Genomic DNA, 24,893 nt, shown 5'->3' with positions numbered 1-24,893 from the left:
ATAAATTTTTAGCTGATTATTATGAGGTATTTTTATTGATTTAAATCATAATTTAATCAATAAATAAATTTCTCTACTTTTCATAATCAGAAAAATATCCTACTATTTTTATCGGATTTATTTTTACTTAATCAATATAGGAGTGATTTATGTCTTTTGCCCAACAAAAACTTAGCGAACTCGCTGTTTCAATTCCAGGTGCAACTAAAATTTTTCGTGAATATGATTTAGATTTTTGCTGCGGAGGTTCTGTATTATTAGAAGTCGCAGCACAACAAAAGAATCTTAACCTTGCTGAAATTGAAAAACGTTTAACTGATTTACAACAAAGTAAAGCAGAAAATAATGATAAAGATTGGACTTCGGCATCTTATGCGGAGATGATCGATCACATTATTACTCGTTTTCATGATCGCCACCGTGAACAACTCCCTGAATTAATTACATTGGCAGAGAAAGTAGAAAATGTACATGGTGATCGTGATGACTGTCCAATAGGCGTAGCCGCACAGTTAGAAAAAATTTATGCTGAACTTAGCCAGCATTTAATGAAAGAAGAACAAATTTTGTTCCCAATGATCAAAATGGGGAATTATGCTATGGCCTCAATGCCCATTCGTGTAATGGAAATGGAACACGATGAAGCAGGACAAGATGTGGAAGTGATCAAATCCCTTACTAATAACTGCACGCCACCAGCAGATGCTTGTTTCAGTTGGAAAGCCTTATATAGCGGTATTAATGAATTTATTGATGATTTAATGCATCATATTCATTTGGAAAATAATATTTTATTTCCACGTGTATTAAACGAAAAATAATTTAATATTCGTCAAAAATAACCGCACTTTAATCTATTCCGAAAAACAAACTAAAGTGCGGTCATTTTTACAAGCGTTTTGAGTTGGTCGATAAGCCGAGTTCTGTCGTGGACAATCATTCCTCTAGGCGACAAATTACTCTGCCGCTCAAGCAACCTACCCGAACTCTGGACGGGCCACCCATTGAGTTCCTATTTGGTCTTGCTACGAGTGGAGTTTACCCTGCTGCACGTTGTTACCAACGGCACGGTGCGCTCTTACCGCACCCTTTCACCCTTACCGTTTACACGGCGGTCTGCTCTCTGTTGCACTGGTCGTCGGCTCACGCCGCCCGGACGTTATCCGGCACTCTGCCCTGTGTAGCTCGGACTTTCCTCTCGTTTACTTGTCCCACTAGGTCGTATAAATACGGTTAAGGGCTTCAATAAACCAGCGATTGTCTAACCAACTCGGCGCGTAGTATAGGGGCAATCACTAGTGCGGTCAATAAAATCCCCAATTTTTGAATATTGCTTCATCAATCTTATCAACAATAATGCCTAATTTTTCATTCGTATTTTTTTATGATTCCGCTAAAATAACGCCAATTTCAACCGCTCTTTTAGGACGAAGAATGAACTATCTAAAAATTGCACAGGATTCCCTTTCAGTGGAAAGTAACGCACTTTTGCAACTCAGCCAACGCTTAGGCGACGATTTTAATCAAGTCATCGATCTTATTTTAGCCTGTGAAGGGCGTTTGGTAATCGGAGGGATAGGAAAATCGGGTTTAATCGGCAAAAAAATGGTAGCTACCTTTGCCTCTACGGGTACACCAAGTTTCTTTTTACATCCAACAGAAGCCTTCCACGGCGATTTAGGTATGTTAAAACCAATTGATATCGTGATGTTAATTTCCTATAGCGGCGAAACCGATGATGTCAATAAACTGATTCCAAGTTTAAAAAATTTCGGTAATAAAATTATTGCTGTGACGAGTAACAAAAATTCCACGCTCGCACGCCATGCAGATTATGTTCTAGATATAACTGTTGAGCGTGAAGTCTGTCCAAATAATCTCGCGCCAACAACATCCGCACTTGTCACGCTGGCACTTGGTGATGCACTCGCCGTATCGCTCATTACGGCACGCAATTTCCAACCAGCTGACTTTGCCAAATTCCATCCCGGTGGCAGTCTTGGTCGTCGTTTATTATGTAAAGTGAAAGATCAAATGCAAACTCGCCTACCAACAATTTTACCGACCACCAATTTTACTGACTGCCTCACAGTCATGAATGAAGGGCGAATGGGCGTTGCCTTAGTGATGGAAAATGAGCAACTTAAAGGTATTATCACGGATGGCGATATTCGCCGTGCGCTTACAGCCAATGGTGCAGAAACGCTGAATAAAACAGCCAAAGACTTTATGACAAGTTCACCAAAAACTATTCATCAAGACGAATTTTTATCAAAAGCAGAAGACTTTATGAAAGCGAAAAAAATTCACTCGCTAGTCGTTGTTAATGATGAAAATCACGTAGTGGGTTTAGTCGAATTTTCAAGCTAAGGAATTTCAATGCAACAAAAATTAGAAAATATTAAATTTGTCATTACTGATGTAGATGGCGTGCTCACCGATGGACAACTTCATTATGATGCCAATGGCGAAGCCATCAAAAGTTTTCATGTTCGCGATGGTTTAGGCATAAAAATGCTGATGGATTCGGGTATTCAAGTAGCAGTGCTTTCTGGTCGCGACTCTCCTATTTTACGTCGTCGCATTGCCGATCTTGGTATTAAATTATACTTTCTTGGCAAACTTGAAAAAGAAACCGCTTGTTTTGATCTTATGAAACAAGCAGGCGTCACTGCCGATCAGACCGCTTATATTGGCGATGATAGCGTAGATCTCCCCGCTTTTGCCGTTTGTGGCGCATCTTTTGCTGTTGCTGATGCCCCTATTTATGTGAAAAATACTGTTGATCATGTACTTTCCACCAATGGCGGCAAAGGGGCTTTCCGTGAAATGTCCGATATGATTTTACAGGCACAGGGAAAATCTTCTGTGTTTGATAGCGCCCAAGGTTTCCTAAAATCAGTGAAAAATATGGGGCAGTAATAACTCATTCGTCAATGTTATTGCCTAATAAAAAATAAAGTGCGGTAAATTTTCAAGGAGTTTTAAAATCTCTCAAAAATCAACCGCACTTTTATCTTTATAACGCCCCCATACTCTTTAACAAGACTCTTTCCTAAAATACTCATAGAACTGCGGTAAGAGTTGCGTAATCAAATTTAATTGCTGATACGGTAAACTAAAGACGGCGCGTTCTTCGGCGGTCATCTCTTGTTTTTCTAATTCTTTTAAATGTGTTTCGATACTTTCTTGCTGTTGGTTAAAAATAGCTTCAGGTATTTCTTCAATGTGTTCTAAGGTATAAATAATTTTCTTTGCCACAGGATAAAAACCAGATAAAAACTGTGCGGTCTGTTGCAAATTTTTCATTCTGTCGCGATAAGCTCCCAATGCAGAAATATAGCTTAATAGAGAATAATTCAGTTTGAGTAAATCAAAACCTTTCTGTAAATATGCCTTATATTTCACTGGTTCATTATTCATATTGGAAAGTGTTGTACTCAGTGCGGCTGCATATTGATGCGCATTGCGACGTGCTATGCGATATTTAAGATCGTCACTTTTACCAAATTGCAATTGACTAATAATATGCAATAAATACACCGCATCACTCCGCAATGCTTGATGGCTCACTTTATCAAGTTGCAAATATTTCCAATCTGGCCATAAGTAAGATACGGCAAACCATGAAATCGCGGCACCAAGTAAAGTATCGAGTAAACGAGGCATTAATGCGGCTGCCGTATCAAATCCCATCACATCAAAACTCAGCAAAACTTGTAGTGTGATGAAAAAGGTAGAAAAACTGTAATTATTACTGCGGAAGAAAAAGAATAGCGTACTTGTAAGCACCACAAGACCCAGTTTTAATTCTAAAGTTGGATTTAAATAAGGTAATAGAGATCCCACCACTACGCCTAATATCGTGCCGATAATACGCTGACGTAAACGTACTTTAGTTGCAGAATAGTTTGGCTGACACACAAATACAGTGGTCAATAAAATCCAATAACCCAGATTAAATTGGAAAAACTCAACAATTGCACAACATAAAAATACCACAATAGATAAGCGTACCGCATGACGGAACAACGGTGACTCAAAAGTAAAATGGCTAAAAATCACCGCACTTATATTTTTTAACCCAGTGATTTGTTCCGTATGAATTTGAGCCAATTGTTCGGTATCCGTCGTTTCTTGTCCCAACTGGCGAAGTTGCCAGTTAATACTTTGTAAATTATCTAACAAGGTTTGAATATCAATCAGTTCATCTTGATCATTAAGATGTTGTGCTTTATATAGTTCAAAGGAATGCAAGGTGCCTAAAAGGGATCGTTCGACACGTTCATTAAAATGATAAGATTTATTTTCACGCAAACTCGCCGTGATTTCTTTACAGGATTGTGCTTGTAGCTCTAACAAACGTTGAATACGGAAAATCAAATCTGTATTTTTTAGTTTTTCCGTTATTTGTTGATAATCAAAATGCGTAGAATTGGTGCGTTCGTGAATATCTTGCGCAGCAAAATAATAACGTAACATTCTCTGGGTGCGAGGATGGCGATGTTGCCCTCTAATGCGATAAAAAAGCGCGGTGCGAACAATATTAAATGCCGTGACAACATTCGCATTTTTCATCGCGAAATTAAGATGTTTTTTTTCAATCTCAGCCACTTCGTCAGGATCAAAAAAGCAGGATTTGGTATCTAAATATTCCCCCAACGCACAAAACGCTTTAGCGACACTTTCTTGCACGGGGCGATTTGGGAAAAACAGGTAAACAATCAGAGTCACCACGCTATACAGCAAGGTACCGCATAAAATCATTACAGGGTTAATAAACCATACATTTACCTCTGGGATATAAGTTAATGTGGTGTAAAGCGCAACCACTAATGAACCGAAAGCAATGGTGCTATAACGCTGCCCCACAGCACCAATCATAGTGAAAATAAATGTCAGCACCGTCATTAACACAATATATTGGATAGGCTTGCCAATATGTAACTGCACAATAAAGGAAGAAATAGAAAAGGCAATAAGGGTAAAAAATACGTTTTTCAATCGTCCAGTTAAACGGTTATCCAAATCCACCAAACCACCTGCAATGATCCCTAGAATCAAAGGCATTGATTGCGAAGAAATATCAAAAAACCATATTCCCACTGCCGCAATATTTACGGCAATAAAAACAGGAATTGTAGAAATTACTTTAGTATTTAACCGAATATTCATTTCAAATCCTTATCAAAATAGAAAAGTGAGCAACAAGGCTCACTTTTTATTGTATAAAGTGCGGTCATTATTTATGGGATTTTGCCCAGTTTAAGAAACGTGTTTGAGTTTCTTTATCCGCTTGTTGGAACCAATATTGGAGCTGTTGCTCTGCAACATTTTCGCCCTGAACAACCACTTTTCCTTTATTCGCTTTTGCATTACCTGCTGGCGCAACAGCCACTGAACTCGCAACTGTTGTTGCAGCAAATTTAGAAACTGATGCCACTGCACCAGACGCATTATATTCAGCAAGATCATTTAGCACATTACCACTTGGGAATAAACCTTCTTGTTTTAACACATCCACTTTCGCTGAAATAGCATTACCTGATTTTGTTTTCACAGTAATATTTGGCATTTGATTGAATTTATCGCCACTATCAAGATTACGAATAGCTGGTGCGGAAATAACTAAATCTTCAGCATTACCTTGAAATGTCACAATCACAGGATTAGATTCAAAAAGAGATTGATTCGATCCTGAACCAACAATTTCATTTAAACGCACAACAACCTGATGGTTTTGGGTATCATCTACAGTAAATGTCTTAGCTTTTCCGATAGATTTAGAGGCTTTTTGACCATCAATCGCTAAAAACTCAAGGTTAGATGACGTAGAAACCATTCCAGCAAAGGTTGCCGTACTTGTGCATAATGTGGCAAGACCTAATACAACAGCGCGTAATTTCATAATTGCTCCTTTGGTATAAATGAAATACTCGCTTATGCTATGCCAAATTAGCCAAAATGAAAATAAAAAGTAAGAATTAATTTAAAATTTTTTGTTATAAATAGCACAAACAATCACAATGTTTTATTATGTTGGCGATCTACACACTAAACCAGTGTCGTGAAAATTTAATCCATTAAATATCAACGGGAGTAACAATGTTGAACGATATTTTAACAGGCTATGGAATTTTTATTCTGGAAATTTTAACAATTTTATTACTCATTCTTGCTATTGTTGGTTTGATTATTTCTTATCGCCAACATAACAAGTCTAAAGTGGGAGAATTAGAAATTAAAGATTTATCAGAAGAATTTAATGAACAAGTTCGTTTATTACGTGATTTTAATCTTTCTGAAGAAGAACAAAAACAACGCACTAAAGCTGAAAAAAAAGCGGAAAAACAAAATGCTAAAAAACGCAAAGAAAAATTGAAAAAAGGCGAGACTTTAGAAGATGAAAAGAAAGCTTGCGTATATGTATTAGATTTTTGCGGCGATATTTCAGCCTCAGAAACAACCGCACTTCGTGAAGAAATTTCAGCAATTTTAAATGTAGCAAAACCAGAAGACGAAGTATTACTACGTTTAGAAAGCCCTGGTGGCATTGTGCATAATTATGGATTTGCAGCCTCTCAATTGTCTCGCTTAAAACAAAAAGGCATAAAATTAACCGTTGCCGTTGATAAAGTGGCTGCAAGTGGCGGTTATATGATGGCTTGCGTTGCCGATAAAATTGTATCCGCACCTTTTGCTGTTATTGGTTCTATTGGCGTTGTCGCTCAAATTCCAAATGTTCATCGACTATTGAAAAAACACGATGTCGATGTAGATGTAATGACTGCGGGCGAATTTAAACGTACAGTGACCGTATTGGGTGAGAACACTGAAAAAGGCAAACAAAAATTTCAACAAGAATTGGAAGAAACACATAAATTATTCAAACAATTTGTCTCACAAAATCGCCCTTGCCTAGATATTGATAAAATTGCAACAGGCGAACATTGGTTTGGACAACAAGCCATTGCATTACAACTTGTAGATGAAATCTCAACGAGTGATGATTTAATTTTGGAAAAAATGAAAGAAAAACAGGTGCTTAATGTTAAATACCGTTTAAAAAAATCCCTAATAAAAAAATTCGGACGACAAGCTGAAGAAAGTGCAATTAATATCATTCATCGTTATAGTACAAAACAGTCTAGAGACTTTATGTACTAAACATTTATCCACAAAAAAAGAAGTTTTTATTTCTATGTTTACAAGACAAATCTTTGTCATTAAGATACTCGCCGATCTTTAGGGGTTTTATTATATTTAATTCATAAATCAAGTTGAGTATTGTTAATCCAAATATTACGCAGCTAATCGTTTAAATGATTAGCTGCGTTTTTTATTTTAATAACAAAATCGCAACTTACCATTTCCCCTTAGCAAAATTTTCTATTGTTCTTGCTTCCATAAATAGGGATAATAACGCCCCTATTCAAAAGGCAAAAAATAATGACGCACTATATTTTATTGATTATCAGCACCGCATTAATTAACAATTTTGTATTGGTAAAATTCTTAGGACTTTGCCCTTTTATGGGTGTATCCAAAAAAATTGAAACAGCTGTGGGAATGGGATTAGCAACAATGTTTGTTTTAACTGTTGCTTCCCTTTGTGCATATTTGGTCGATCACTATATTCTAATTCCCTTAAATGCCACTTTTTTACGTACATTAGTGTTTATTTTAGTTATTGCTGTAGTGGTGCAATTTACCGAAATGGCAATAAACAAAACAAGTCCAACATTATATCGTTTACTCGGCATTTTCTTGCCTTTGATAACTACAAACTGCGCAGTACTTGGTGTCGCATTATTAAATGTAAATCTCGCTCATAATTTAACAGAGTCTGTCGTTTATGGTTTTGGTGCATCTCTCGGTTTTTCCTTAGTATTGGTACTTTTTGCCGCACTTCGTGAACGTTTAGTCGCCGCTGATATACCTGCCACTTTTCGCGGTTCATCCATTGCTTTAATTACCGCAGGCTTAATGTCCCTCGCTTTTATGGGATTTACAGGACTTGTAAAATAATAAAATGATTTACCTTTTAATGATAATAACTCTGTTAATTTTATTTATTGGGTTCACTCAGTATTTTTCAGGAAAAAGAAAGAAATAATGACCTTTTTATTCATCGTAATTACGCTACTCGCTTTAATTTTCGGTGCGATTTTGGGCTTTGCATCAATCAAGCTCAAAGTGGAAGCTGATCCTGTCGTAGAGAAAATTGATGCTATTTTACCGCAAAGCCAATGTGGGCAATGTGGTTATCCTGGTTGTAAGCCTTATGCTGAAGCCATTTGCAATGGCGATGAAATCACAAAATGTATTCCAGGTGGTCAAACAACTATCGTAAAAATTGCCGAAATTTTAGGGGTTGATGTACCAACAATGGAGGGCATAGAAGAACCTATCGAAAAAGTTGCTTTTATTGATGAAAATATGTGTATTGGCTGCACAAAATGTATCCAAGCCTGTCCCGTTGATGCCATTATTGGTACAAATAAAGCAATGCACACGATCATTCCCGATCTTTGTACAGGTTGCGAGCTTTGTGTTGCGCCCTGCCCGACAGATTGTATTTTAATGATTCCCGTGAAAAAAAATATTGATAATTGGGATTGGAAATTTGATGCAAAACTCGTTATTCCAGTAATGAATGTCGATGGCTCTGAAAAAAAATTGGTTGTGGGGGAATAAATGGCGGACGTATTATCTCGTTTCAATTCCGGTAAATTATGGGATTTCAAAGGTGGCATTCATCCACCAGAAATGAAATCTCAATCTAATTCACAGCCATTACGCTATCTGCCTCTCGGCACGGATTTTTACATTCCACTCAAACAGCACCTAGGAACAACAGGCAATCTTTTAATAAAAGAGGGCGATTACGTCTTAAAAGGACAAGCCTTAACAAAAGGCGATGGCTTGCGTATGTTGCCAGTTCACGCGCCCACTTCTGGCACAATTAAATCGATTAAACCTTATGTTGCCACGCATCCTTCAGGTCTTGATGAACCCACAATTCATTTACAGGCGGATGGTTTAGATCAATGGATCGAACGTAATCCTATTGATGATTTTTCAACGCTATCGTCAGAACAACTTATTCACAAAATTTATCAAGCAGGTATAGCAGGTTTAGGCGGTGCAGTATTCCCAACTGCTGCCAAAATTCAGTCAGCAGAGCAAAAAGTCAAACTCTTAATTATCAATGGTGCAGAATGTGAGCCTTATATCACTTGTGATGATCGTCTTATGCGTGAACGCGCTGATGAAATCATAAAAGGCATTCGTATTTTACGTTATATATTGCACCCTGAAAAAGTTGTCATTGCCATTGAAGATAACAAACCAGAAGCCATATCGGCAATCCGCACAGCACTACAGGGAGCAAATGATATTAGCATTCGAGTTATTCCAACAAAATATCCTTCAGGTGCTACCAAACAACTGATTTATTTGCTCACAGGGATAGAAGTGCCAAGCGGTGCGCGTTCATCCAGCATTGGCGTATTAATGCAAAATGTGGGAACAATGTTCGCAATAAAAAGAGCAGTTATAAATGACGAGCCTTTAATTGAGCGTGTTGTCACCCTTACTGGAAATAAAATCGCTGAAAAAGGCAATTATTGGGTGCGTCTTGGCACACCCATTTCCCAAATATTGAGCGATGCGGGCTATCAATTTGACAAGCATTTTCCCATATTTGCAGGTGGGCCAATGATGGGGCTAGAGCTTCCAAATCTAAATGCGCCTGTGACAAAACTTGTCAATTGTTTACTTGCGCCAGATTATCTTGAATATGCCGAACCTAAAGCAGAACAGGCTTGTATTCGTTGTTCTAGCTGTTCTGATGCCTGCCCAGTAAATTTAATGCCACAACAACTTTATTGGTTTGCACGCAGTGAAGATCACAAAAAATCGGAAGAATACGCTCTCAAAGATTGTATTGAATGTGGAATTTGTGCCTACGTATGCCCAAGCCATATTCCTCTAATTCAATATTTCCGCCAAGAAAAAGCTAAAATCTGGCAAATAAAAGAAAAACAAAAGAAATCAGATGAAGCCAAAATTCGCTTTGAAGCAAAACAAGCACGGATGGAACGTGAAGAACAAGAGCGTAAAGCACGTTCACAACGTGCAGCACAGGCTCGCCGTGAAGAATTAGCACAAACTAAAGGGGAAGATCCAGTCAAGGCGGCACTCGAACGCTTGAAAGCGAAAAAAGCCAATGAAACAGAATCAACGCAGATTAAAACACTAACCTCAGAAAAAGGAGAAGTTTTACCTGATAACACAGATTTAATGGCACAACGTAAGGCACGCCGTTTAGCTCGTCAGCAAGCAGCATCTCAAGTCGAAAACCAAGAACAACAAACTCAACCAACCGATGCGAAAAAAGCAGCAGTTGCAGCCGCACTTGCTCGAGCAAAAGCAAAAAAACTTGCTCAAGCAAGTAGCACCACCGAAGCCATTTCAAACGCTCAAACCGTAGAAAATGAAGTAGAAAAAACAAAAAGTGCGGTAGAAAAAACACAAGAAAATTCAACCGCACTTGACCCTAAAAAAGCAGCCGTAGCCGCAGCGATTGCCCGTGCAAAAGCAAAAAAACTTGCGCAAACAAATAGCACCAGCGAAGCTATTTCAAACGCTCAACCCGCAGAAAATGAAGTAGAAAAAACAAAAAGTGCGGTAGAAAAAACACAAGAAAATTCAACCGCACTCGATCCGAAAAAAGCAGCCGTAGCCGCAGCGATTGCTCGGGCAAAAGCGAAGAAACTGGCAAAAACACAAGCAACGTTAGAAAATAATCAGGAATAAAATAATGTTTAAAATGGTTAGCTCCCCACATACCCATTCGGGAAAACTCACAGCGCGTATTATGCTTTGGGTCATTTTGGCAATGATGCCCGCTTTTTTCACGCAAATTTATTATTTTGGATTTGGCGTGGTGATTCAATCCGCATTAGCCATTGGTACGGCAATCATTGCGGAATTTATTGCAATAAAATTACGAGGTAAAAAACCGCTCAATTATCTTTCAGATTTCAGCGTAGCCCTGACTGCGTTAATTTTGGCAATGGCTATTCCACCTTATGCACCTTATTGGGTCATCATCATTGGAACACTCTGTGCAGTTTTATTAGGTAAACAGGTTTATGGGGGTTTAGGGCAAAACCCATTCAATCCTGCGATGATTGGTTATGTAATTCTTCTAATTTCATTCCCATTACAAATGACAACTTGGATGCCACCAATTAATTTATTACAGGAACCACCGACTTTTTCAGATACTTTTTCATTAATATTTTCAGGCTTAACCACTGATGGATTTACGCTTTCACAACTTACACATAACATTGATGGCATCACCCAAGCAACGCCTTTGGATAGCGCAAAAATTTTCTATAAAAGTCACAATCAATTAAGTGATTTTTATGAATTAATTAAACTGCCGATTTTTATGGGTAATGGAACCGATTTTGCTCAAGGCTGGTGGCAAATCAACGTGGCTTTCTTAGCGGGCGGAATTTTCCTTATTTTAAAACGTGTCATTCACTGGCAAATTCCAGTGGCGATGCTTGTCACCTTTTTCTGTTTAGCCACCGCGACCGCTTTTACTGGTTTCACACATTTAAGTGCGATTAGCCAACTCGTTAGTGGTGCAATGATGTTTGGTGCATTTTTTATTGCAACAGATCCTGTCACAGCCTCCATTACACCACGCGGAAAAATTATTTTTGGCGCATTAGTGGGGTTATTTGTTTATCTCATTCGTTATCACGGAAATTATCCAGACGGCGTGGCATTCGCCATTTTATTAAGTAATATTTGCGTCCCACTTATCGATCATTACACACGTCCGCGCGTATCTGGTTATCCGACAAAAGGAAGAAAATAATGGGTACAGTAAAAATCACATCGCGTTATGGCATATTGTTAGGCTTTATTGCCCTACTTTGCACAGCAATTTCTGCAGGGATTTATTTCCTAACCAAAGATAAAATTGATGCGGTAATCGCAGCACAACAGCGAGAATTACTTCTACAAGTTATCCCACAAGATTATTTCAACAATAATTTGCTAGAAAGTGCGGTTATTCCTCAAGATAAAAATTTTGTGGGTATCCAAAAAATTTATTTTGCGAAAAAAGATGGAAATATTTCTGCCTATGCCTATGAAACCACCGCACCAGATGGTTACTCTGGTGATATTCGCTTGCTTGTGGGATTAGATCCGAAAGGCGAAATGTTAGGCGTACGAGTAATCGAACATCACGAAACACCAGGCTTAGGCGATAAAATTGAACGCCGAATTTCTAACTGGATTTTAGGTTTCACAAATCAATCGATTAATGAACATAATTTAAGCGAATGGGCGGTAAAAAAAGATGGCGGAAAATTTGATCAATTTTCTGGTGCAACCATTACACCTCGCGCAGTGGTTAATCAAACTAAACGCTCAGCATTAATCATGCTAAATAACCAAGCCTTGTTACAACAGCTTTCAACACAAGTGAAATAATATGACAGATTTAACTGAAAAAAATACCGCACTTGAAGAAGAAAAAATAGAAAGTGCGGTTGAAAATCAACAAAAATCCATCTGGAAAGAAATTTTTGCTCAAGGAATTTGGAAAAATAACCCTGCGGTTGTCCAACTTCTCGGGCTTTGTCCACTTTTAGCGGTGTCTAGCACCGCCACCAACGCGCTTGGTTTGGGTTTAGCAACAATGCTTGTACTCACTTGCACAAATACGGTCATTTCCCTTTTCCGTCAATATATTCCTAAGGAAATCCGTATTCCAATCTACGTGATGATCATTGCAACCACAGTAACAGCGGTTCAACTTTTAATGAATGCTTACACTTATACGCTTTATCAATCACTGGGGATTTTTATTCCATTAATTGTGACCAACTGTATTATTATCGGTCGCGCAGAAGCATTCGCCTCAAAAAACAGCTTACTCCATTCCATCTGGGATGGGTTTTCAATGGGATTAGGAATGGCACTTAGTCTAACCATACTCGGCGCATTACGTGAAATTATTGGACAAGGCACGATTTTTGAGGGCATAGAAAATCTATTCGGAGAACAAGCAAAATTTTTAACGCACCATATTTACCATACAGACAGTAGCTTTTTACTTTTCATTCTGCCACCAGGCGCATTTATAGGCTTAGGCTTGCTCCTCGCCATAAAAAATCGAATTGATAATATAAAAAAATAAAGCAACCAAATCTTGCCTTCCCCTGCTTGCGGGGGAAAGTGTCACAAAGTGACGGAAGGGGGCTTACAGTCTTCTAAACAGATAATTCCAATAAATTAAATAGGCTAATTTCTACAAAAATATGAACAAAACAAAAAGAATCGAAATACTCACAAGATTACGAGAGCAAAACCCCCACCCGACCACAGAATTACAGTATAACTCGCCCTTTGAATTATTAATTGCGGTCATTCTATCGGCACAAGCAACCGATAAAGGCGTGAATAAAGCAACAGAAAAACTATTCCCCGTGGCAAACACGCCTCAAGCGATTTTAGATTTAGGATTAGATGGTTTAAAAAGCTATATTAAAACTATCGGGCTTTTTAATAGCAAAGCAGAAAATATTATCAAAACTTGCCGAGATTTAATCGAAAAGCACAACGGCGAAATCCCCGAAAATCGTGAATCCTTAGAAGCATTAGCAGGTGTCGGACGAAAAACAGCTAACGTGGTTTTAAACACAGCATTTGGTCATCCAACTATTGCGGTGGATACCCATATTTTCCGTGTATGCAATCGAACTAATTTTGCAGCGGGTAAAGATGTGGTAAAAGTGGAAGAAAAGCTGCTTAAAGTCGTACCTAATGAATTTAAAGTGGATGTTCATCATTGGCTAATTTTACACGGACGCTACACTTGTATCGCACGTAAACCACGTTGCGGATCTTGCATTATCGAAGATCTTTGTGAATATAAAGAAAAAGTTGAATTTTAATTTTGCGGTAAAACAGCCTAATTATTTACCGCACTTTTTATTAAAAATAGGATAAAAAATGACAACAAATAATAAACAGCGACAAACTTGGTCGAGCCGCCTCACTTATGTAATGACGGTCGCAGGCGCAACGGTCGGTTTCGGTGCAACTTGGCGTTTCCCTTATCTTGTGGGTGAAAATGGTGGCGGTGCTTACGTTCTACTTTTCTGTATCGCAATGATTGTAATCGGCATCCCAATGATTTTAGTTGAAAACGTGATAGGTCGCCGCTTACGTGTAAATTCCATTGATGCATTCGGCGATAAAATTCTCGACAAAGGAAAAGGCATTTCTAAATATTGGAAAATATTAGGTTATATGGGCTTACTCGGCGCATTTGGCATTATGGCGTATTATATGGTGCTTGGTGGTTGGGTTATTTCTTATATCATTAGCCTAATCAGCGGTACATTAGACATTTCAGCCCCCATCACAAAAGACATTGCCAAAAATTTCTACGATCTTCATATCGGCAATAGCCCTTATGAAATTATATTCTACACCCTCTTATTTGTTATCGTGAATTACATTATTTTAGCTAAAGGGATCATTGGTGGAATTGAACGTTCGGTAAAATATTTAATGCCATTACTATTTATCTTCTTAATTGGAATGGTAATTCGCAACGTAACATTACCGGGCGCAATGGAGGGCATTACATTCTATTTAAAACCTGATTTCAGCAAAATTACCCCACAATTATTTATCTTTGTTTTAGGGCAAGTCTTCTTCGCATTAAGCCTTGGTTTTGGTGTATTAATTACCCTTTCCAGTTACTTAAATAAAGAAGAAAACTTAATCCATACCGCAGTTATTACAGGTTTCACCAACACAATTATTGCCGTACTTGCTGGCTTTATGATCTTCCCATCACTTTTCACCTTTGGGATTGAACCAAACGCAGGCCCAACTTTAGTATTCCAAAGTTTACCTATCGTATTCTCTCACTTATGGGCGGGTAAATTCTTTGCAATTATTTTCTTCGGCTTATTATTAATTGCCGCACTAACGACTTCCATCACAATTTATGAAGTGATCATTACCGCATTACAAGAAAAACTCAGAATGCGCCGTGGCAAAGCGATTATCTTAACCCTTGGTGGGATTTTTGTATTAGGCAATATTCCAGCCATTTTAGGCGATAATGTATGGAAAAATGTCACCATTTTCGGCAAAAGCATTTTTGATTTCTATGATTATGTCAGTGGAAATATTCTCTTTATGCTGACCGCACTTGGCTGTGCTATTTTCGTTGGTTTCGTGTTAAAAGATGAAGCCCAAAAAGAACTTTCTTCAACAAAATATTCAACTTTCATCAAAATTTGGTTTAACTACGTGAAATTTGTTGTACCCTTGATCATCTTAGTTATCTTTATCAGCAACCTGTTCTAAAAATTAAAAATGCGGTAAGGCGACTACATCACCGACACCGCTTTAATTTGAACATAGACATCTTGCCCAACAGCAAAACGTAGTTCATTTTGCGCCCATTTACTGATACTTGCCCAAATCTTATGCCCTTCCACTAATACGGCAAGATCCACTCGAGAATCTTGTATCTCAATTTGTGTAATTTTGCCACGTAAAATATTACGGATGCTTGTTTGTTCTGGCTTTTGTAGCGTGATAGAAACATCTGAACTATAAATACAAACTCGCACTCGCTCGCCTACATTTGCAGGCACTTGATGAATCCAAAGCACTTGTTCGCCTAGCGAAAGTGCGGTCATTTTATAAGGTGGATTATGCAAATGAACAGGCAAGGCAAGTACACTGCTCTGTTCGTTTTCCCCTTTCCAAGGGGCAAAAATAGGGCTATTCCAAATTTTTTCTACGCTGTCATAGGCTTTCACAATGCCGTTTTCCATCAATACGACCCGATCAGCTAAACGCAACAGTTCGTCCAAGCTATGTGTAACATATAAAATCGGGATATTAATTTCTTTAGAAAGACGTTCCAAATATTGCATTAGCTCACGTTTGCGGGGAACATCAAGGGCAGAAAGTGGTTCGTCCATCAGTAAAATATCAGGATCAGTCAGCAGCGCACGCCCTATTGCCACACGTTGTTTCTCTCCGCCAGAAAGCGTAAGCGGATAACGCTTTAATAAATGAGTAATACCGAGAAGATCGACAATATAATTAAAATCATCTTGCGAGACATTTTTCATGCCATAGCGCAAATTACCTTTCACTGTGTAGTGAGGAAATAAGCGTGCATCTTGGAACACATAGCCAATTTTACGCAAGTGGGTCGGCAATGATTCTTGGCTTTCCATATCCACTAAAGTGCGGTCATTTAAACGGATGAATCCTTCGTCTGGTTGTATCAAGCCACTGACAAGATTAATCAGCGATGTTTTGCCTGAGCCAGACAAACCGAAAATAGCTGTCACACCTTGATCTGGTACTTGTATATTCGCTTGCAAGGCAAGTTGCCCGAGCTGTTTTTTCACATTAATCTGCAACATTTCCTTGTCCTAATTTTTTCTGCATCCGCTTGCTCAACCACTCTGACAATAGCAAAGAAATCAATGAAAGAATGATAGCAAATAAACATAAGCGAGCGGTTTGTTCTTCTGCACCGGGTGTTTGAATAAAAGAATACATCGCAAGTGGAATCGTTTGAGTTTCGCCTGCAATGTTCGATACAAAGGTAATGGTCGCGCCAAATTCTCCTAATGATCGTGCAAAACCAAGCACGAGTCCAGCTAAAACTCCCGGTAAAGAAAGTGGCAAGGTTATTGTAAAAAATACACGCCAAGCGGAAGCGCCCAATGTTTGCGCCGCTTGCTCCAATTTAATATCAATATTTTCTAAAGAAAGTCGAATCGCGCGAACAACCAATGGGAAGGCAACTACGGCGGAGGAAAGCACCGCCCCCTTCCAACTAAAACCAAAAGATAAGCCAAACCACTGATATAAATACTTACCAATGAAACCATTGCGTCCCATTGCCACAAGTAATAAATAACCGATAACCACAGGTGGCAATACTAAAGGCAAATGAATGACGCCAGTAATCAGGGATTTTCCATAGAAGTTTTTACGCGCTAATAGCCATGCCACAAAAATGGCTAACGGCAAACTCCAAAGCATGGAACTAACAGCGACACTCAAACTTAAATTAATCGCTGAGATTTCCATTGGAGTTAGATTAAAAAATGAAAAAATTTGGGTAAGCAAAATGAATAGCCTCTGTTTAAATACCTGATTGATGGGAAAATTCCCACATTTTCGCGAGAGATATAATAACGCTAATAACAAAGGGCAGAAATATCTGCCCTTAATAAATGTTAAAATGCCATCTTATTTTGCAGAGAAACCATACCCTACAAGCACTTTCTTCGCAGCATCTGATTCTAAATATTTCAAGAAATCGCGAGAATCCGCATTATCATGACCTTTTACAATAGAAACGGGATAAACAACCGGTTTATGGCTATCTGCAGGGAACACTGCAACAGCTTTAACTTGTTGGCTAATTTTTGCATCAGTGCTGTACACAATACCGTAAGGTGCTTCTGCACGTTCAACTAAAGCTAATGCGCCACGCACATCTTTAGCACGCGCTAAACGATCTTGCACTTTATCCCATAAATTTAATTTGGTTAATGCTTCTTCTGCATATTGCCCCGCTGGTACATGCGCAGGATCGCCAACAGATAAATAGCTATCTTTTAATGCATTGATCCATTCACCTTTTGCAATATCCACAGAATTTACCGCACTTTTTGCTGGTGCGATTAATACTAAATCATTGCCCACTAAAACTTTTTCAGTTTCCTTCACAGTTAAGTCTTTTTCAGAAAGATATTTCATCCATTTATTGCTTGCAGAGACAAAAATATCCGCTGGCGCACCTTCTTCAACTTGTTTTGCTAAAGTTGAAGAAGAAGCGAAAGAAAATACCACTTCATTTTTCGGATTTTGTTTTGCGTAATCTTTTACTACTTGTTGTAAAGCATCTGTCATTGAAGCCGCTGCAAATACAGTCACTTTAGCGGATGCCGCAAAAGAAAAGCCTAATCCTGCGATTAAAAGTGCGGTTGAAATTTTAGTTAATTTTTTCATGAATCATCTCCTACGATTAAACGTTATTTACTTGATTATATATTGAAATAAATAACAATCATATAGCAAAAGAAAAATTATTTAGTAAAATATATAACGCTTAGGCTTACCACTTAGGATTACTTAGGAACAGCAAAATGAAAAACACCGAAATTTTACTCACAATTAAACTTCAACAAGCACTTTTTATCGATCCAAAACGAGTGCGTTTACTCAAAGAAATTCAACAATGCGGTTCAATTAATCAAGCAGCGAAAAATGCAAAAGTGAGCTATAAAAGTGCGTGGGATCATTTAGAAGCCATGAATAAAATCAGCCCTCGCCCATTGCTGGAACGAAATACAGGTGGAAAAAATGGCGGAGGTACGGTGCTTACCACTTATGCCGAGCGTTTGCTCCAGCTTTATGATTTATTAGAACGTACGCAAGAACACGCTTTTCATATCCTACAAGATGAATCCGTGCCGTTAGATAGTTTACTCACGGCAACCGCACGTTTTTCTTTACAAAGTAGCGCACGCAATCAATTTTTTGGGCGAGTGGCACAACAACGAATCATTGACTCTCGTTGCGTTGTGGATGTGAATGTGCAAGGATTACCAACGCCGTTGCAAGTTTCTATTACCACAAAAAGCTCGGCTCGTTTGAAACTGATTACAGAAAAAGAAGTGATGCTGATGTTCAAAGCTCCTTGGGTAAAAATCAGTGAACAACCATTAGCAAATCAACCGAATCAGTTCCCCGTAAATATCAAATCACTAAATGAAGAAGAAGCCATCCTTCAATTTGCTGAAAGCGACATTGAATTTTGTGCCACAGTCCACCAGCCAAATCAATGGCAAATCGGGCAACAGGTTTGGATTCATATTGATCAAGAGCAAATTATATTAGCGACGCTGGGGTAATTCAGATATATAATACGTAAATTCAATACTTATATTTATTGTTTTCTGAACTAAAATAACCTCAAATCAAACAAAATTTTAAATAAAATATTTAATTTCATCGTATTTCCTATTTACGTAAAAAAGTTTGATAAAGGTTTTTTAATAACGAGGTTGGCAATAAACGAGAACCAAAACGCAATGCAAAAGTAAATAATCCAGATAACAAACCCTGAATTCCCAAACGGTATTTCAATTTGAACAAACGCCATTCTGCTTTAGCTTGATTGACGCCACGACGGCGGCTTACCATGCCATTTCCGACTCGAGCATAAACTAAAATATCTGGCAAATTCGCCATATATAAACCTTGTGCGACAAGTTTGATCCACAAATAATAATCTTCTTGAAGATCTTCATATCCACCACAATTAATGACCGCACTTTTTTGATATGCCACCGTCATGTGATTAAACGGACAACGTTTTTGCGTGAACTTAATAATTTCTTGAGCCGACGTTGGCACATTACGATATGCCACAATATCATTTACATTTTTACCAAATTCAGCAATTTGTCCGCCAAAAATGATGGTTTCAGGATGCTGTTCAATAAACGCTACTTGCTTTTCAAAACGCTCAGGCACGCAAATATCATCGGTATCCATACGGAAAACCCAGTCATAATCACAATGCAATAACCCCTCGTTTAAGGCTTTGCCTAATCCTCGATTTTGCGACAATTTAACTAATTTTAATGGCAATTTTGTTTCAAATTCTGTCACAACAGATTCTAATTCTGGCGTTACAGCTCCATCAAATACCAAGACAATTTCATCTGCTTGACGAGTTTGAGCCACAAGACTTTCAAAACACTCCCGCAAGAATTGAGGATTTTCCTTAATATATAAGGACATAAGGACTGAAAATTTCATTTTATTTTCCCAACCGTTTTAAATTAATAGCTAATTTTGGCGAAATTAAAATAACCAAAGTAATAATAAATTGCTTAATGCTTTTTGTTTTCTTAAAAATATCAAAATAATATTTTGCCGCTTTACGCGATAAATTCATGATATGGGGATAAGCCAAAATATAGCTCGCGTTAATATCAAAATTACGAGCTTGCTCTACCGTTTTCACATAATGCTCACGAATATAATCAATGGCTTTTTGCGTATTAGTGGTATCCGTAGACACACTTGAGCGTTTAGTATGGAAAGTACAATAAGTTAGTGGTTCATTAATTTTATAAGGGGTAAAACTTGGCTCTTGTAACAGTTTTAACAAGAAATCATAGTCTTCCAAAGAACGAAGTGCGGTGGATAATCCACCTATTTTTAAAAACATCTCTTTTTTAATCGCAACCATTGGCATGCCACCAATCTTATTGGCTAACAAAATACGTTCTGTCGAGATTTCTTGGGGTTCAATCGGTTGAGTCACATAAGTAAACCCTTCATTGACCATTTCACATTTAGCTGGATGATAAATAAAATTAATGTCTGGATTTTGCTCAATCACTTGTAGTATTTTTTCAGATTTTTCTGGCATAAAACGATCATCATCATCGAGAAAAAGCAACCAATCTCCCTTTGATGCACGCGCACCAATATTGCGACTTTCTGCTGCACCTTGATTGGTTTCGTTACGAATCACTGTAACTGGAAAAGAATAGCGTTGCTCAACGACTACTCTCTCTTTGGAGTAATCATCCACAATAATTACTTGAAAATTACTCGATGTTTGTTGAGTTAAACTTTCTAATAAAGCTGGCACTTCTGCTTTTCGATTATAAGAAGGCACAATAATGCTTAACATAATTCCTTCCTTTAATTAGCCAAATTTTTCTTAATCGCAAAGATTTTTTTCAATGGATATTTCATTAATTTTTTAAGTAAATTATTGGATAAAGATCCACGAACACTTTCTAAATTGCTTATCAATACAGGATTTTCAATTACCATGAGAGGGCGAACCACTTTATTTCTTATATTAAAATTCTGTTCAAAGAGTAAAAAATCATCCGCTAACCAAAATGGTTTATTTTGGGAAATTTGCTGGATAAATCTTCTTGCGGCTGATTTTTTTATAAGATAACCCACCGTGCCAGCAAAATAACTTTTATAAGGGAAAGCGTAATTTACATTGCCTGTTTTTTTGCATAGAAAAGAAAAAGTTGTGGGATAATTAATTTCTAAATCAGTATCATTGAAATTATTAATTTTTGACTGTCCAAGCAATATAATTTCAGCCTCAAGTTTTTCTGATAAAAGTGCGGTTAAATTTTGCTGAAAATCTGAGTGGAATAAAGCATCGTCTTCACAGACTAACGCATAGCTATCTTCAGCAATATCGTTGTCTTCAACAATTTTTTGATATACCGAAAGATGGCTTAATGTACAACCGATCTCGCCCTTAGTCACATTACGAAAATAATATGCTTTAAATTGTTCAATATTAAAAATAGCAGCTAATTCATCCCAATCTTTTTGCATGGTATTAATGGCCGAAAACACTTGGAAATCCTCAGTATTTTTTTGAGAAAAGAATAATTCCCGACGTTGAATATCTTTATCTAAAGAGATCAAATATTTTTTTAACATAAAATTATTCCTTATAAAATCCCTTTCCATTCTTCAATAATTTTCTCAATGCCATAATCTTCACTCATTAAACGAGATTTGTCTGACATTTGTAGATAAAGTTCAGGATTATTCATTAATAAATCTAAACCTTTAACCATTTCTTCAATATTATTTTTTTCACAAAGAAAACCATTTTCTTTATGTTCCACTAATTGCTTTACGCCAGGAGAACAATTAAAGGCAACAATAGGTAAGCCAAATGCCATCGCTTCAATAACGACTAAAGGCAAGCCTTCTGTTTGTGAAGGTAAACAATAAATTGAACTGCTTTCATAATAAAAAGAAACATCATTAGTACGAGGAATAAAATTAACTGAATCTTCAATATTCAATGCTTTAGCAAGATTTTTTAAATTTTCTTCTTCCTCGCCAGAACCCACTATTTTTAAATTCCAATCTGGATATTTTTTTGCCAAAACTTGCCAAACTTTTAATAAATAATCAAAACCTTTATAAGAAAATAAATGCCCTACAGATAAAATAGTTTTATTTTCCCATTTTGCTAATTTATTCTTTGGCAAAAGCGTATTTGGATTAGCAATAGTGATTATATTGTTCGTTTTAAATTTTTCTTGCCACAGCGTTTTTTCTGCTTCTGTCAATGTAACTATTTTATCGCAAGTTGTTACAGCTAAATATTTACCGAGCGTGCGAACGAGACGATTGCCCGTAAAATTAAAAGAATAATGCTCCCATAAAATATGTTTTATATTTAAATTAACCAACGCCAAAGCAGAAAAAAGCATAATTGCACCATCAACCACAATTAAGGTATCCAGCTGTAATTCTTTAACTAATTCTCTTAATTTTTTAGTGATAGAAAAATAATCTTTTTTCAATGAATAGGGCAATTTATTCATTGCGTAAATATTAATTTTTTCATCAACTTGGAAAAAAGGCTTGTTACCGCCAATGCTAATAAAAGAAACATCATATCCCTGTTTAGCAAGAGCATTAACAACATTAATGGAAACTCGCTCCGTTCCACCCGCACTTTCGATATTCATAATAAAGAAACCAATTTTTTTCATTTTAAATTTCCTTATAAATCGTTAATCCAAGGTCTGGAAATGAATCGTAACAGAATTGCCATCTTGGAATACTCGTTCTAATAAAACGAATTTCTACATTAGGATGACTTAACAAATTAAATGCAACAGAACTGAAGAACGTATAAATAATTACTTTTTTATTTGATAAATGTTTAAATACGTAATCTTCAAAAATTAATTCAGATTCAACATAATTTACCCCATCAACTCGATAATCTTCTGCTGGATGAGGGAAATAATAGCCAAAAGGAATCTGATCTTTTAATTTTTTTATTAATGAGATATTTTCCTCTTTTGTATTTAACAATGGTTGCCCAATAAAAAATGAGACCTCACCATCTATCTCGCAATCTATTTGATTATCCCATAAAGAAATTGGTTCAATATTAGAAACAATATTTTTGTAATTAGGATAAACCGTATAATGTTTTTTTATTTTTTTAAATAATTTATTTACACTATATTTATCGCCAATAAAGGCTTTAATCAGTTTATATTTAAATGTGTCAGGCTCTCTCAATAAATTAGGATGTGGGAAAATATTATCTGAACCATCATCAAAGGTATAAAGCTCTTTAAATGAAACATGACTAAGATAAGTTTGTAGCCATAATGAATTAAGATTGGCGAGAAAAACCTTATCAAAACCTTTGTGCGTAATTTTATTCTTAAGCTGGCGCATTAACTTTAGGGAATCGAAACCTTTTAGATCTTTTCCCGTATCAATATTCATCGAATCATTACAAACTTCTGCTAATTTACTCGCATACAAGGTTCTTTTTTTATCCCATACACCACCAAACATGATGCCAAAGAATTGCTCGTTAGGATGTAATTCAATTATTTTTCTCGCAATTAATACTTGCAATGGTGTACAACAAAGAATGAGATTCATAGGGTTTTACTCACTTTAGATGTCATAAAATAAAGAATAGGAATAATGGAAAGCGAACCAATAATTCCAGCATAAGGGATATATTTAATTTCTGTAAAAGTTAAAGCTACAAGGCTTGCCACATAAATGATTGTAGATAAAACGGAACATTGGGAAATAAGTTTATTTTTCCCATAATAGAAAAGATAATTAACTAAAATCAAATAAGGAATACTTAATGTGGTCGAAATTAAAAATAAAATAAAATAATATTTCGTTCCCACAAATTGACTACCTAAAATCCAAACTAACACATCCTCAGGAATAATCCACATTATTAAGGCAGGAATAGGTATTAGCAAAAAGGAAAATAACGCCCATTTATGTAGCTGTTGAATAACTAATTTCTTTTGTTTTAAGGCTTCATAAAAATAGGGGATAATCGCTTTATTAAGTGCTTGAATTGCAATAGAAACAATTAAAGCAAGTTGAGCCCCCATAGCATAAAGCCCTAAATCTGTTTCACTGAATTTGTGATAAATAAAAATACGGTCTAACTGCCCTTTTAAGAAAAAACTTGCATAATGTAAAATAAGCGGTAATCCAAATCCTAAAATATAAAATAATGCGGATTGATAATGTTTAAATTGATATTTTTTAGATGTCGTACTCTTTCTGTAAAGAAAATAAGAAAAAAACCAGACGACTAAATTACTCAATAAAATTGCCAAAATTCTTTTTTCAACAAGATCATTTTGATAATACTCAAGCAATGCGACGGTAAATACAGCTCCCGTAACAGTAAGTGAAAATTGAATAAAAGCATAAGACCAAGCCTTTTTCTGGCATTGTCTTACACTTAGCTGAACATTTAAGAAAGATTGGAAAATTGAGGAAAGTGCAGCGTAAAATAATATTTCAGACTGAGCAATCCAACAGCCAATTAAAATAATACTGCCGATTATCGTGGTATAAGCATAGCCGGTATTTACCACTAAATTTAATGAACGTTTTCCGTAAAAATAAAAATAACGGGAAATTGCGCCTTCTTGAGTTAAAGAAACCACAATTAAAAATAAACTTAAAAAAGTTTGATAATAAGAAAGTGAGCCATACCCTTCTACGCCCAATTTACGGGATAAATAAGGCAAAAGCAAAAAAGGAACTAACTTTGACGATAATTCCCCAGCAAGGTAAATGGCACTGTCTTTAAAAACTTTCATAAATATCACCGCACTTTTGATGAATTCGAGCGTTCGTTTATCAAAAAATAAGGGGCTTATTTTAACAAAATCAACATAGACAAGCTATGACTAATCATTATAATGAAA

Annotated in this window: 24 protein-coding genes and 1 other RNA gene; 13 read left to right on the top strand and 12 right to left on the bottom strand. The window is 36.7% G+C overall.

The window, feature by feature from the left end; genetic code table 11:
- The first annotated feature begins 149 nt into the window (after positions 1-149).
- Complete coding sequence (ytfE, locus tag DV356_RS03580) at positions 150-821, top strand: iron-sulfur cluster repair protein YtfE (RefSeq protein ID WP_116945331.1); 672 nt, start codon at positions 150-152, stop codon at positions 819-821.
- Positions 822-896: 75 nt separating this feature from the next.
- On the opposite strand, the gene rnpB is transcribed toward ytfE, so the two are convergent.
- An RNA gene (rnpB, locus tag DV356_RS03575) (RNase P RNA component class A) lies at positions 897-1,273 on the bottom strand.
- Between the two features lie 161 nt (positions 1,274-1,434).
- Between rnpB and DV356_RS03570 the strand changes: the two genes are divergently transcribed.
- Both DV356_RS03570 and DV356_RS03565 read left to right on the top strand, forming a co-directional pair.
- A complete protein-coding gene (locus tag DV356_RS03570; RefSeq protein WP_012054716.1) occupies positions 1,435-2,370 on the top strand; it encodes a KpsF/GutQ family sugar isomerase in 936 nt (311 codons plus the stop codon).
- A 9-nt stretch (positions 2,371-2,379) separates the two neighbouring features.
- The gene (locus DV356_RS03565) at positions 2,380-2,922 is read left to right on the top strand and encodes a KdsC family phosphatase (RefSeq protein WP_118806514.1); all 543 of its coding nucleotides are present in this window, start codon (positions 2,380-2,382) and stop codon (positions 2,920-2,922) included.
- A 117-nt stretch (positions 2,923-3,039) separates the two neighbouring features.
- Here DV356_RS03565 and yccS read toward each other — a convergent pair whose 3' ends face one another.
- Both yccS and DV356_RS03555 read right to left on the bottom strand, forming a co-directional pair.
- A complete protein-coding gene (gene yccS / locus DV356_RS03560) occupies positions 3,040-5,175 on the bottom strand; it encodes a YccS family putative transporter (protein WP_105873246.1) in 2,136 nt (711 codons plus the stop codon).
- A 67-nt stretch (positions 5,176-5,242) separates the two neighbouring features.
- A complete protein-coding gene (locus DV356_RS03555) occupies positions 5,243-5,908 on the bottom strand; it encodes a curli polymerization inhibitor CsgI-related protein (protein WP_074039863.1) in 666 nt (221 codons plus the stop codon).
- 197 nt (positions 5,909-6,105) lie between these two features.
- On the opposite strand from DV356_RS03555, the gene sohB reads away from it, so the two are divergent.
- From sohB to DV356_RS03510, 9 genes are all read left to right on the top strand, one after another.
- A complete protein-coding gene (sohB, locus tag DV356_RS03550) occupies positions 6,106-7,167 on the top strand; it encodes a protease SohB (RefSeq protein WP_074039865.1) in 1,062 nt (353 codons plus the stop codon).
- Positions 7,168-7,449: 282 nt separating this feature from the next.
- Positions 7,450-8,028: an electron transport complex subunit RsxA gene (gene rsxA, locus DV356_RS03545; protein ID WP_071162614.1), complete on the top strand. Its 579-nt coding sequence runs from the start codon at positions 7,450-7,452 to the stop codon at positions 8,026-8,028.
- 87 nt (positions 8,029-8,115) lie between these two features.
- The gene (gene rsxB / locus DV356_RS03540; RefSeq protein WP_005650033.1) at positions 8,116-8,697 is read left to right on the top strand and encodes an electron transport complex subunit RsxB; all 582 of its coding nucleotides are present in this window, start codon (positions 8,116-8,118) and stop codon (positions 8,695-8,697) included.
- Complete coding sequence (rsxC, locus tag DV356_RS03535; RefSeq protein WP_118806513.1) at positions 8,698-10,821, top strand: electron transport complex subunit RsxC; 2,124 nt, start codon at positions 8,698-8,700, stop codon at positions 10,819-10,821.
- A gap of 4 nt (positions 10,822-10,825) precedes the next feature.
- On the top strand, positions 10,826-11,902 hold the full coding sequence (gene rsxD, locus DV356_RS03530) for an electron transport complex subunit RsxD (protein WP_112072015.1): 1,077 nt from the start codon (positions 10,826-10,828) through the stop codon (positions 11,900-11,902).
- Positions 11,902-12,525, top strand: coding sequence for an electron transport complex subunit RsxG (gene rsxG, locus DV356_RS03525; RefSeq protein WP_118806512.1), 624 nt, complete (start codon positions 11,902-11,904; stop codon positions 12,523-12,525). Before rsxD ends, rsxG begins: the two co-directional genes overlap by 1 nt.
- 1 nt (position 12,526) lies before the next feature.
- Positions 12,527-13,234 carry an electron transport complex subunit E gene (locus tag DV356_RS03520; RefSeq protein WP_005658208.1) on the top strand — a complete coding sequence of 236 codons (708 nt, stop codon included), beginning with the start codon at positions 12,527-12,529 and terminating at the stop codon, positions 13,232-13,234.
- 121 nt (positions 13,235-13,355) lie between these two features.
- Positions 13,356-13,991 carry an endonuclease III gene (gene nth, locus DV356_RS03515; protein WP_038439678.1) on the top strand — a complete coding sequence of 212 codons (636 nt, stop codon included), beginning with the start codon at positions 13,356-13,358 and terminating at the stop codon, positions 13,989-13,991.
- Between the two features lie 58 nt (positions 13,992-14,049).
- Entirely contained in the window at positions 14,050-15,423 is a 1,374-nt protein-coding gene (locus tag DV356_RS03510; protein WP_118806511.1) for a sodium-dependent transporter, read from the top strand.
- A gap of 23 nt (positions 15,424-15,446) precedes the next feature.
- Here DV356_RS03510 and modC read toward each other — a convergent pair whose 3' ends face one another.
- The 3 genes from modC to modA form a co-directional block, all read right to left on the bottom strand.
- The gene (gene modC, locus DV356_RS03505; RefSeq protein WP_112119429.1) at positions 15,447-16,502 is read right to left on the bottom strand and encodes a molybdenum ABC transporter ATP-binding protein ModC; all 1,056 of its coding nucleotides are present in this window, start codon (positions 16,500-16,502) and stop codon (positions 15,447-15,449) included.
- Complete coding sequence (modB, locus tag DV356_RS03500; protein WP_005628423.1) at positions 16,489-17,217, bottom strand: molybdate ABC transporter permease subunit; 729 nt, start codon at positions 17,215-17,217, stop codon at positions 16,489-16,491. The genes modC and modB overlap by 14 nt, the downstream gene beginning before the upstream one ends.
- 123 nt (positions 17,218-17,340) lie before the next feature.
- Positions 17,341-18,105 (bottom strand): molybdate ABC transporter substrate-binding protein, encoded by a 765-nt coding sequence (gene modA / locus DV356_RS03495; RefSeq protein ID WP_118806510.1) that lies wholly within the window; start codon positions 18,103-18,105, stop codon positions 17,341-17,343.
- A 137-nt stretch (positions 18,106-18,242) separates the two neighbouring features.
- On the opposite strand from modA, the gene DV356_RS03490 reads away from it, so the two are divergent.
- Positions 18,243-19,010, top strand: a complete 768-nt coding sequence (locus DV356_RS03490; protein ID WP_005664858.1) for a TOBE domain-containing protein — start codon at positions 18,243-18,245, stop codon at positions 19,008-19,010.
- A gap of 109 nt (positions 19,011-19,119) precedes the next feature.
- On the opposite strand, the gene lsgF is transcribed toward DV356_RS03490, so the two are convergent.
- Genes lsgF through lsgA form a run of 6 tightly spaced genes read right to left on the bottom strand, consistent with a single transcriptional unit; the run spans position 19,120 to position 24,785 of the window.
- Complete coding sequence (gene lsgF, locus DV356_RS03485) at positions 19,120-19,923, bottom strand: lipooligosaccharide biosynthesis galactosyltransferase LsgF (protein WP_192882153.1); 804 nt, start codon at positions 19,921-19,923, stop codon at positions 19,120-19,122.
- 1 nt (position 19,924) lies between these two features.
- Positions 19,925-20,809: a lipooligosaccharide biosynthesis N-acetyl-glucosamine transferase LsgE gene (gene lsgE, locus DV356_RS03480; protein WP_112119427.1), complete on the bottom strand. Its 885-nt coding sequence runs from the start codon at positions 20,807-20,809 to the stop codon at positions 19,925-19,927.
- Positions 20,810-20,820: 11 nt separating this feature from the next.
- Positions 20,821-21,594, bottom strand: coding sequence for a lipooligosaccharide biosynthesis galactosyltransferase LsgD (gene lsgD, locus DV356_RS03475; protein WP_071162621.1), 774 nt, complete (start codon positions 21,592-21,594; stop codon positions 20,821-20,823).
- A gap of 11 nt (positions 21,595-21,605) precedes the next feature.
- Entirely contained in the window at positions 21,606-22,667 is a 1,062-nt protein-coding gene (lsgC, locus tag DV356_RS03470) for a lipooligosaccharide biosynthesis family 4 glycosyltransferase LsgC (RefSeq protein ID WP_071162622.1), read from the bottom strand.
- 1 nt (position 22,668) lies between these two features.
- A complete protein-coding gene (gene lsgB, locus DV356_RS03465) occupies positions 22,669-23,583 on the bottom strand; it encodes a lipooligosaccharide biosynthesis sialyltransferase LsgB (RefSeq protein ID WP_112119426.1) in 915 nt (304 codons plus the stop codon).
- Positions 23,580-24,785: a lipooligosaccharide flippase LsgA gene (gene lsgA, locus DV356_RS03460; RefSeq protein WP_112119425.1), complete on the bottom strand. Its 1,206-nt coding sequence runs from the start codon at positions 24,783-24,785 to the stop codon at positions 23,580-23,582. The genes lsgB and lsgA overlap by 4 nt, the downstream gene beginning before the upstream one ends.
- Between the last annotated feature and the right edge of the window lie 108 nt (positions 24,786-24,893).

This window comes from Haemophilus influenzae (assembly GCF_003494325.1).
Taxonomy (GTDB): Bacteria; Pseudomonadota; Gammaproteobacteria; order Enterobacterales; family Pasteurellaceae; genus Haemophilus; species Haemophilus influenzae_I.
Note: the sequence above shows the minus strand (reverse complement) of the source record. Positions and strands in the feature narration are given on the sequence as shown.

What these genes read in the sequence shown, in the direction of transcription:
- ytfE (WP_116945331.1), top strand. Translation starts at nt 150, where the DNA reads ATGTCTTTTGCCCAACAAAAACTTAGCGAACTCGCTGTTTCAATTCCA.
- DV356_RS03570 (WP_012054716.1), top strand. Translation starts at nt 1,435, where the DNA reads ATGAACTATCTAAAAATTGCACAGGATTCCCTTTCAGTGGAAAGTAAC.
- DV356_RS03565 (WP_118806514.1), top strand. Translation starts at nt 2,380, where the DNA reads ATGCAACAAAAATTAGAAAATATTAAATTTGTCATTACTGATGTAGAT.
- yccS (WP_105873246.1), bottom strand. Translation starts at nt 5,175, where the DNA reads ATGAATATTCGGTTAAATACTAAAGTAATTTCTACAATTCCTGTTTTT.
- DV356_RS03555 (WP_074039863.1), bottom strand. Translation starts at nt 5,908, where the DNA reads ATGAAATTACGCGCTGTTGTATTAGGTCTTGCCACATTATGCACAAGT.
- sohB (WP_074039865.1), top strand. Translation starts at nt 6,106, where the DNA reads ATGTTGAACGATATTTTAACAGGCTATGGAATTTTTATTCTGGAAATT.
- rsxA (WP_071162614.1), top strand. Translation starts at nt 7,450, where the DNA reads ATGACGCACTATATTTTATTGATTATCAGCACCGCATTAATTAACAAT.
- rsxB (WP_005650033.1), top strand. Translation starts at nt 8,116, where the DNA reads ATGACCTTTTTATTCATCGTAATTACGCTACTCGCTTTAATTTTCGGT.
- rsxC (WP_118806513.1), top strand. Translation starts at nt 8,698, where the DNA reads ATGGCGGACGTATTATCTCGTTTCAATTCCGGTAAATTATGGGATTTC.
- rsxD (WP_112072015.1), top strand. Translation starts at nt 10,826, where the DNA reads ATGTTTAAAATGGTTAGCTCCCCACATACCCATTCGGGAAAACTCACA.
- rsxG (WP_118806512.1), top strand. Translation starts at nt 11,902, where the DNA reads ATGGGTACAGTAAAAATCACATCGCGTTATGGCATATTGTTAGGCTTT.
- DV356_RS03520 (WP_005658208.1), top strand. Translation starts at nt 12,527, where the DNA reads ATGACAGATTTAACTGAAAAAAATACCGCACTTGAAGAAGAAAAAATA.
- nth (WP_038439678.1), top strand. Translation starts at nt 13,356, where the DNA reads ATGAACAAAACAAAAAGAATCGAAATACTCACAAGATTACGAGAGCAA.
- DV356_RS03510 (WP_118806511.1), top strand. Translation starts at nt 14,050, where the DNA reads ATGACAACAAATAATAAACAGCGACAAACTTGGTCGAGCCGCCTCACT.
- modC (WP_112119429.1), bottom strand. Translation starts at nt 16,502, where the DNA reads ATGTTGCAGATTAATGTGAAAAAACAGCTCGGGCAACTTGCCTTGCAA.
- modA (WP_118806510.1), bottom strand. Translation starts at nt 18,105, where the DNA reads ATGAAAAAATTAACTAAAATTTCAACCGCACTTTTAATCGCAGGATTA.
- DV356_RS03490 (WP_005664858.1), top strand. Translation starts at nt 18,243, where the DNA reads ATGAAAAACACCGAAATTTTACTCACAATTAAACTTCAACAAGCACTT.
- lsgF (WP_192882153.1), bottom strand. Translation starts at nt 19,923, where the DNA reads ATGAAATTTTCAGTCCTTATGTCCTTATATATTAAGGAAAATCCTCAA.
- lsgE (WP_112119427.1), bottom strand. Translation starts at nt 20,809, where the DNA reads ATGTTAAGCATTATTGTGCCTTCTTATAATCGAAAAGCAGAAGTGCCA.
- lsgD (WP_071162621.1), bottom strand. Translation starts at nt 21,594, where the DNA reads ATGTTAAAAAAATATTTGATCTCTTTAGATAAAGATATTCAACGTCGG.
- lsgC (WP_071162622.1), bottom strand. Translation starts at nt 22,667, where the DNA reads ATGAAAAAAATTGGTTTCTTTATTATGAATATCGAAAGTGCGGGTGGA.
- lsgB (WP_112119426.1), bottom strand. Translation starts at nt 23,583, where the DNA reads ATGAATCTCATTCTTTGTTGTACACCATTGCAAGTATTAATTGCGAGA.
- lsgA (WP_112119425.1), bottom strand. Translation starts at nt 24,785, where the DNA reads ATGAAAGTTTTTAAAGACAGTGCCATTTACCTTGCTGGGGAATTATCG.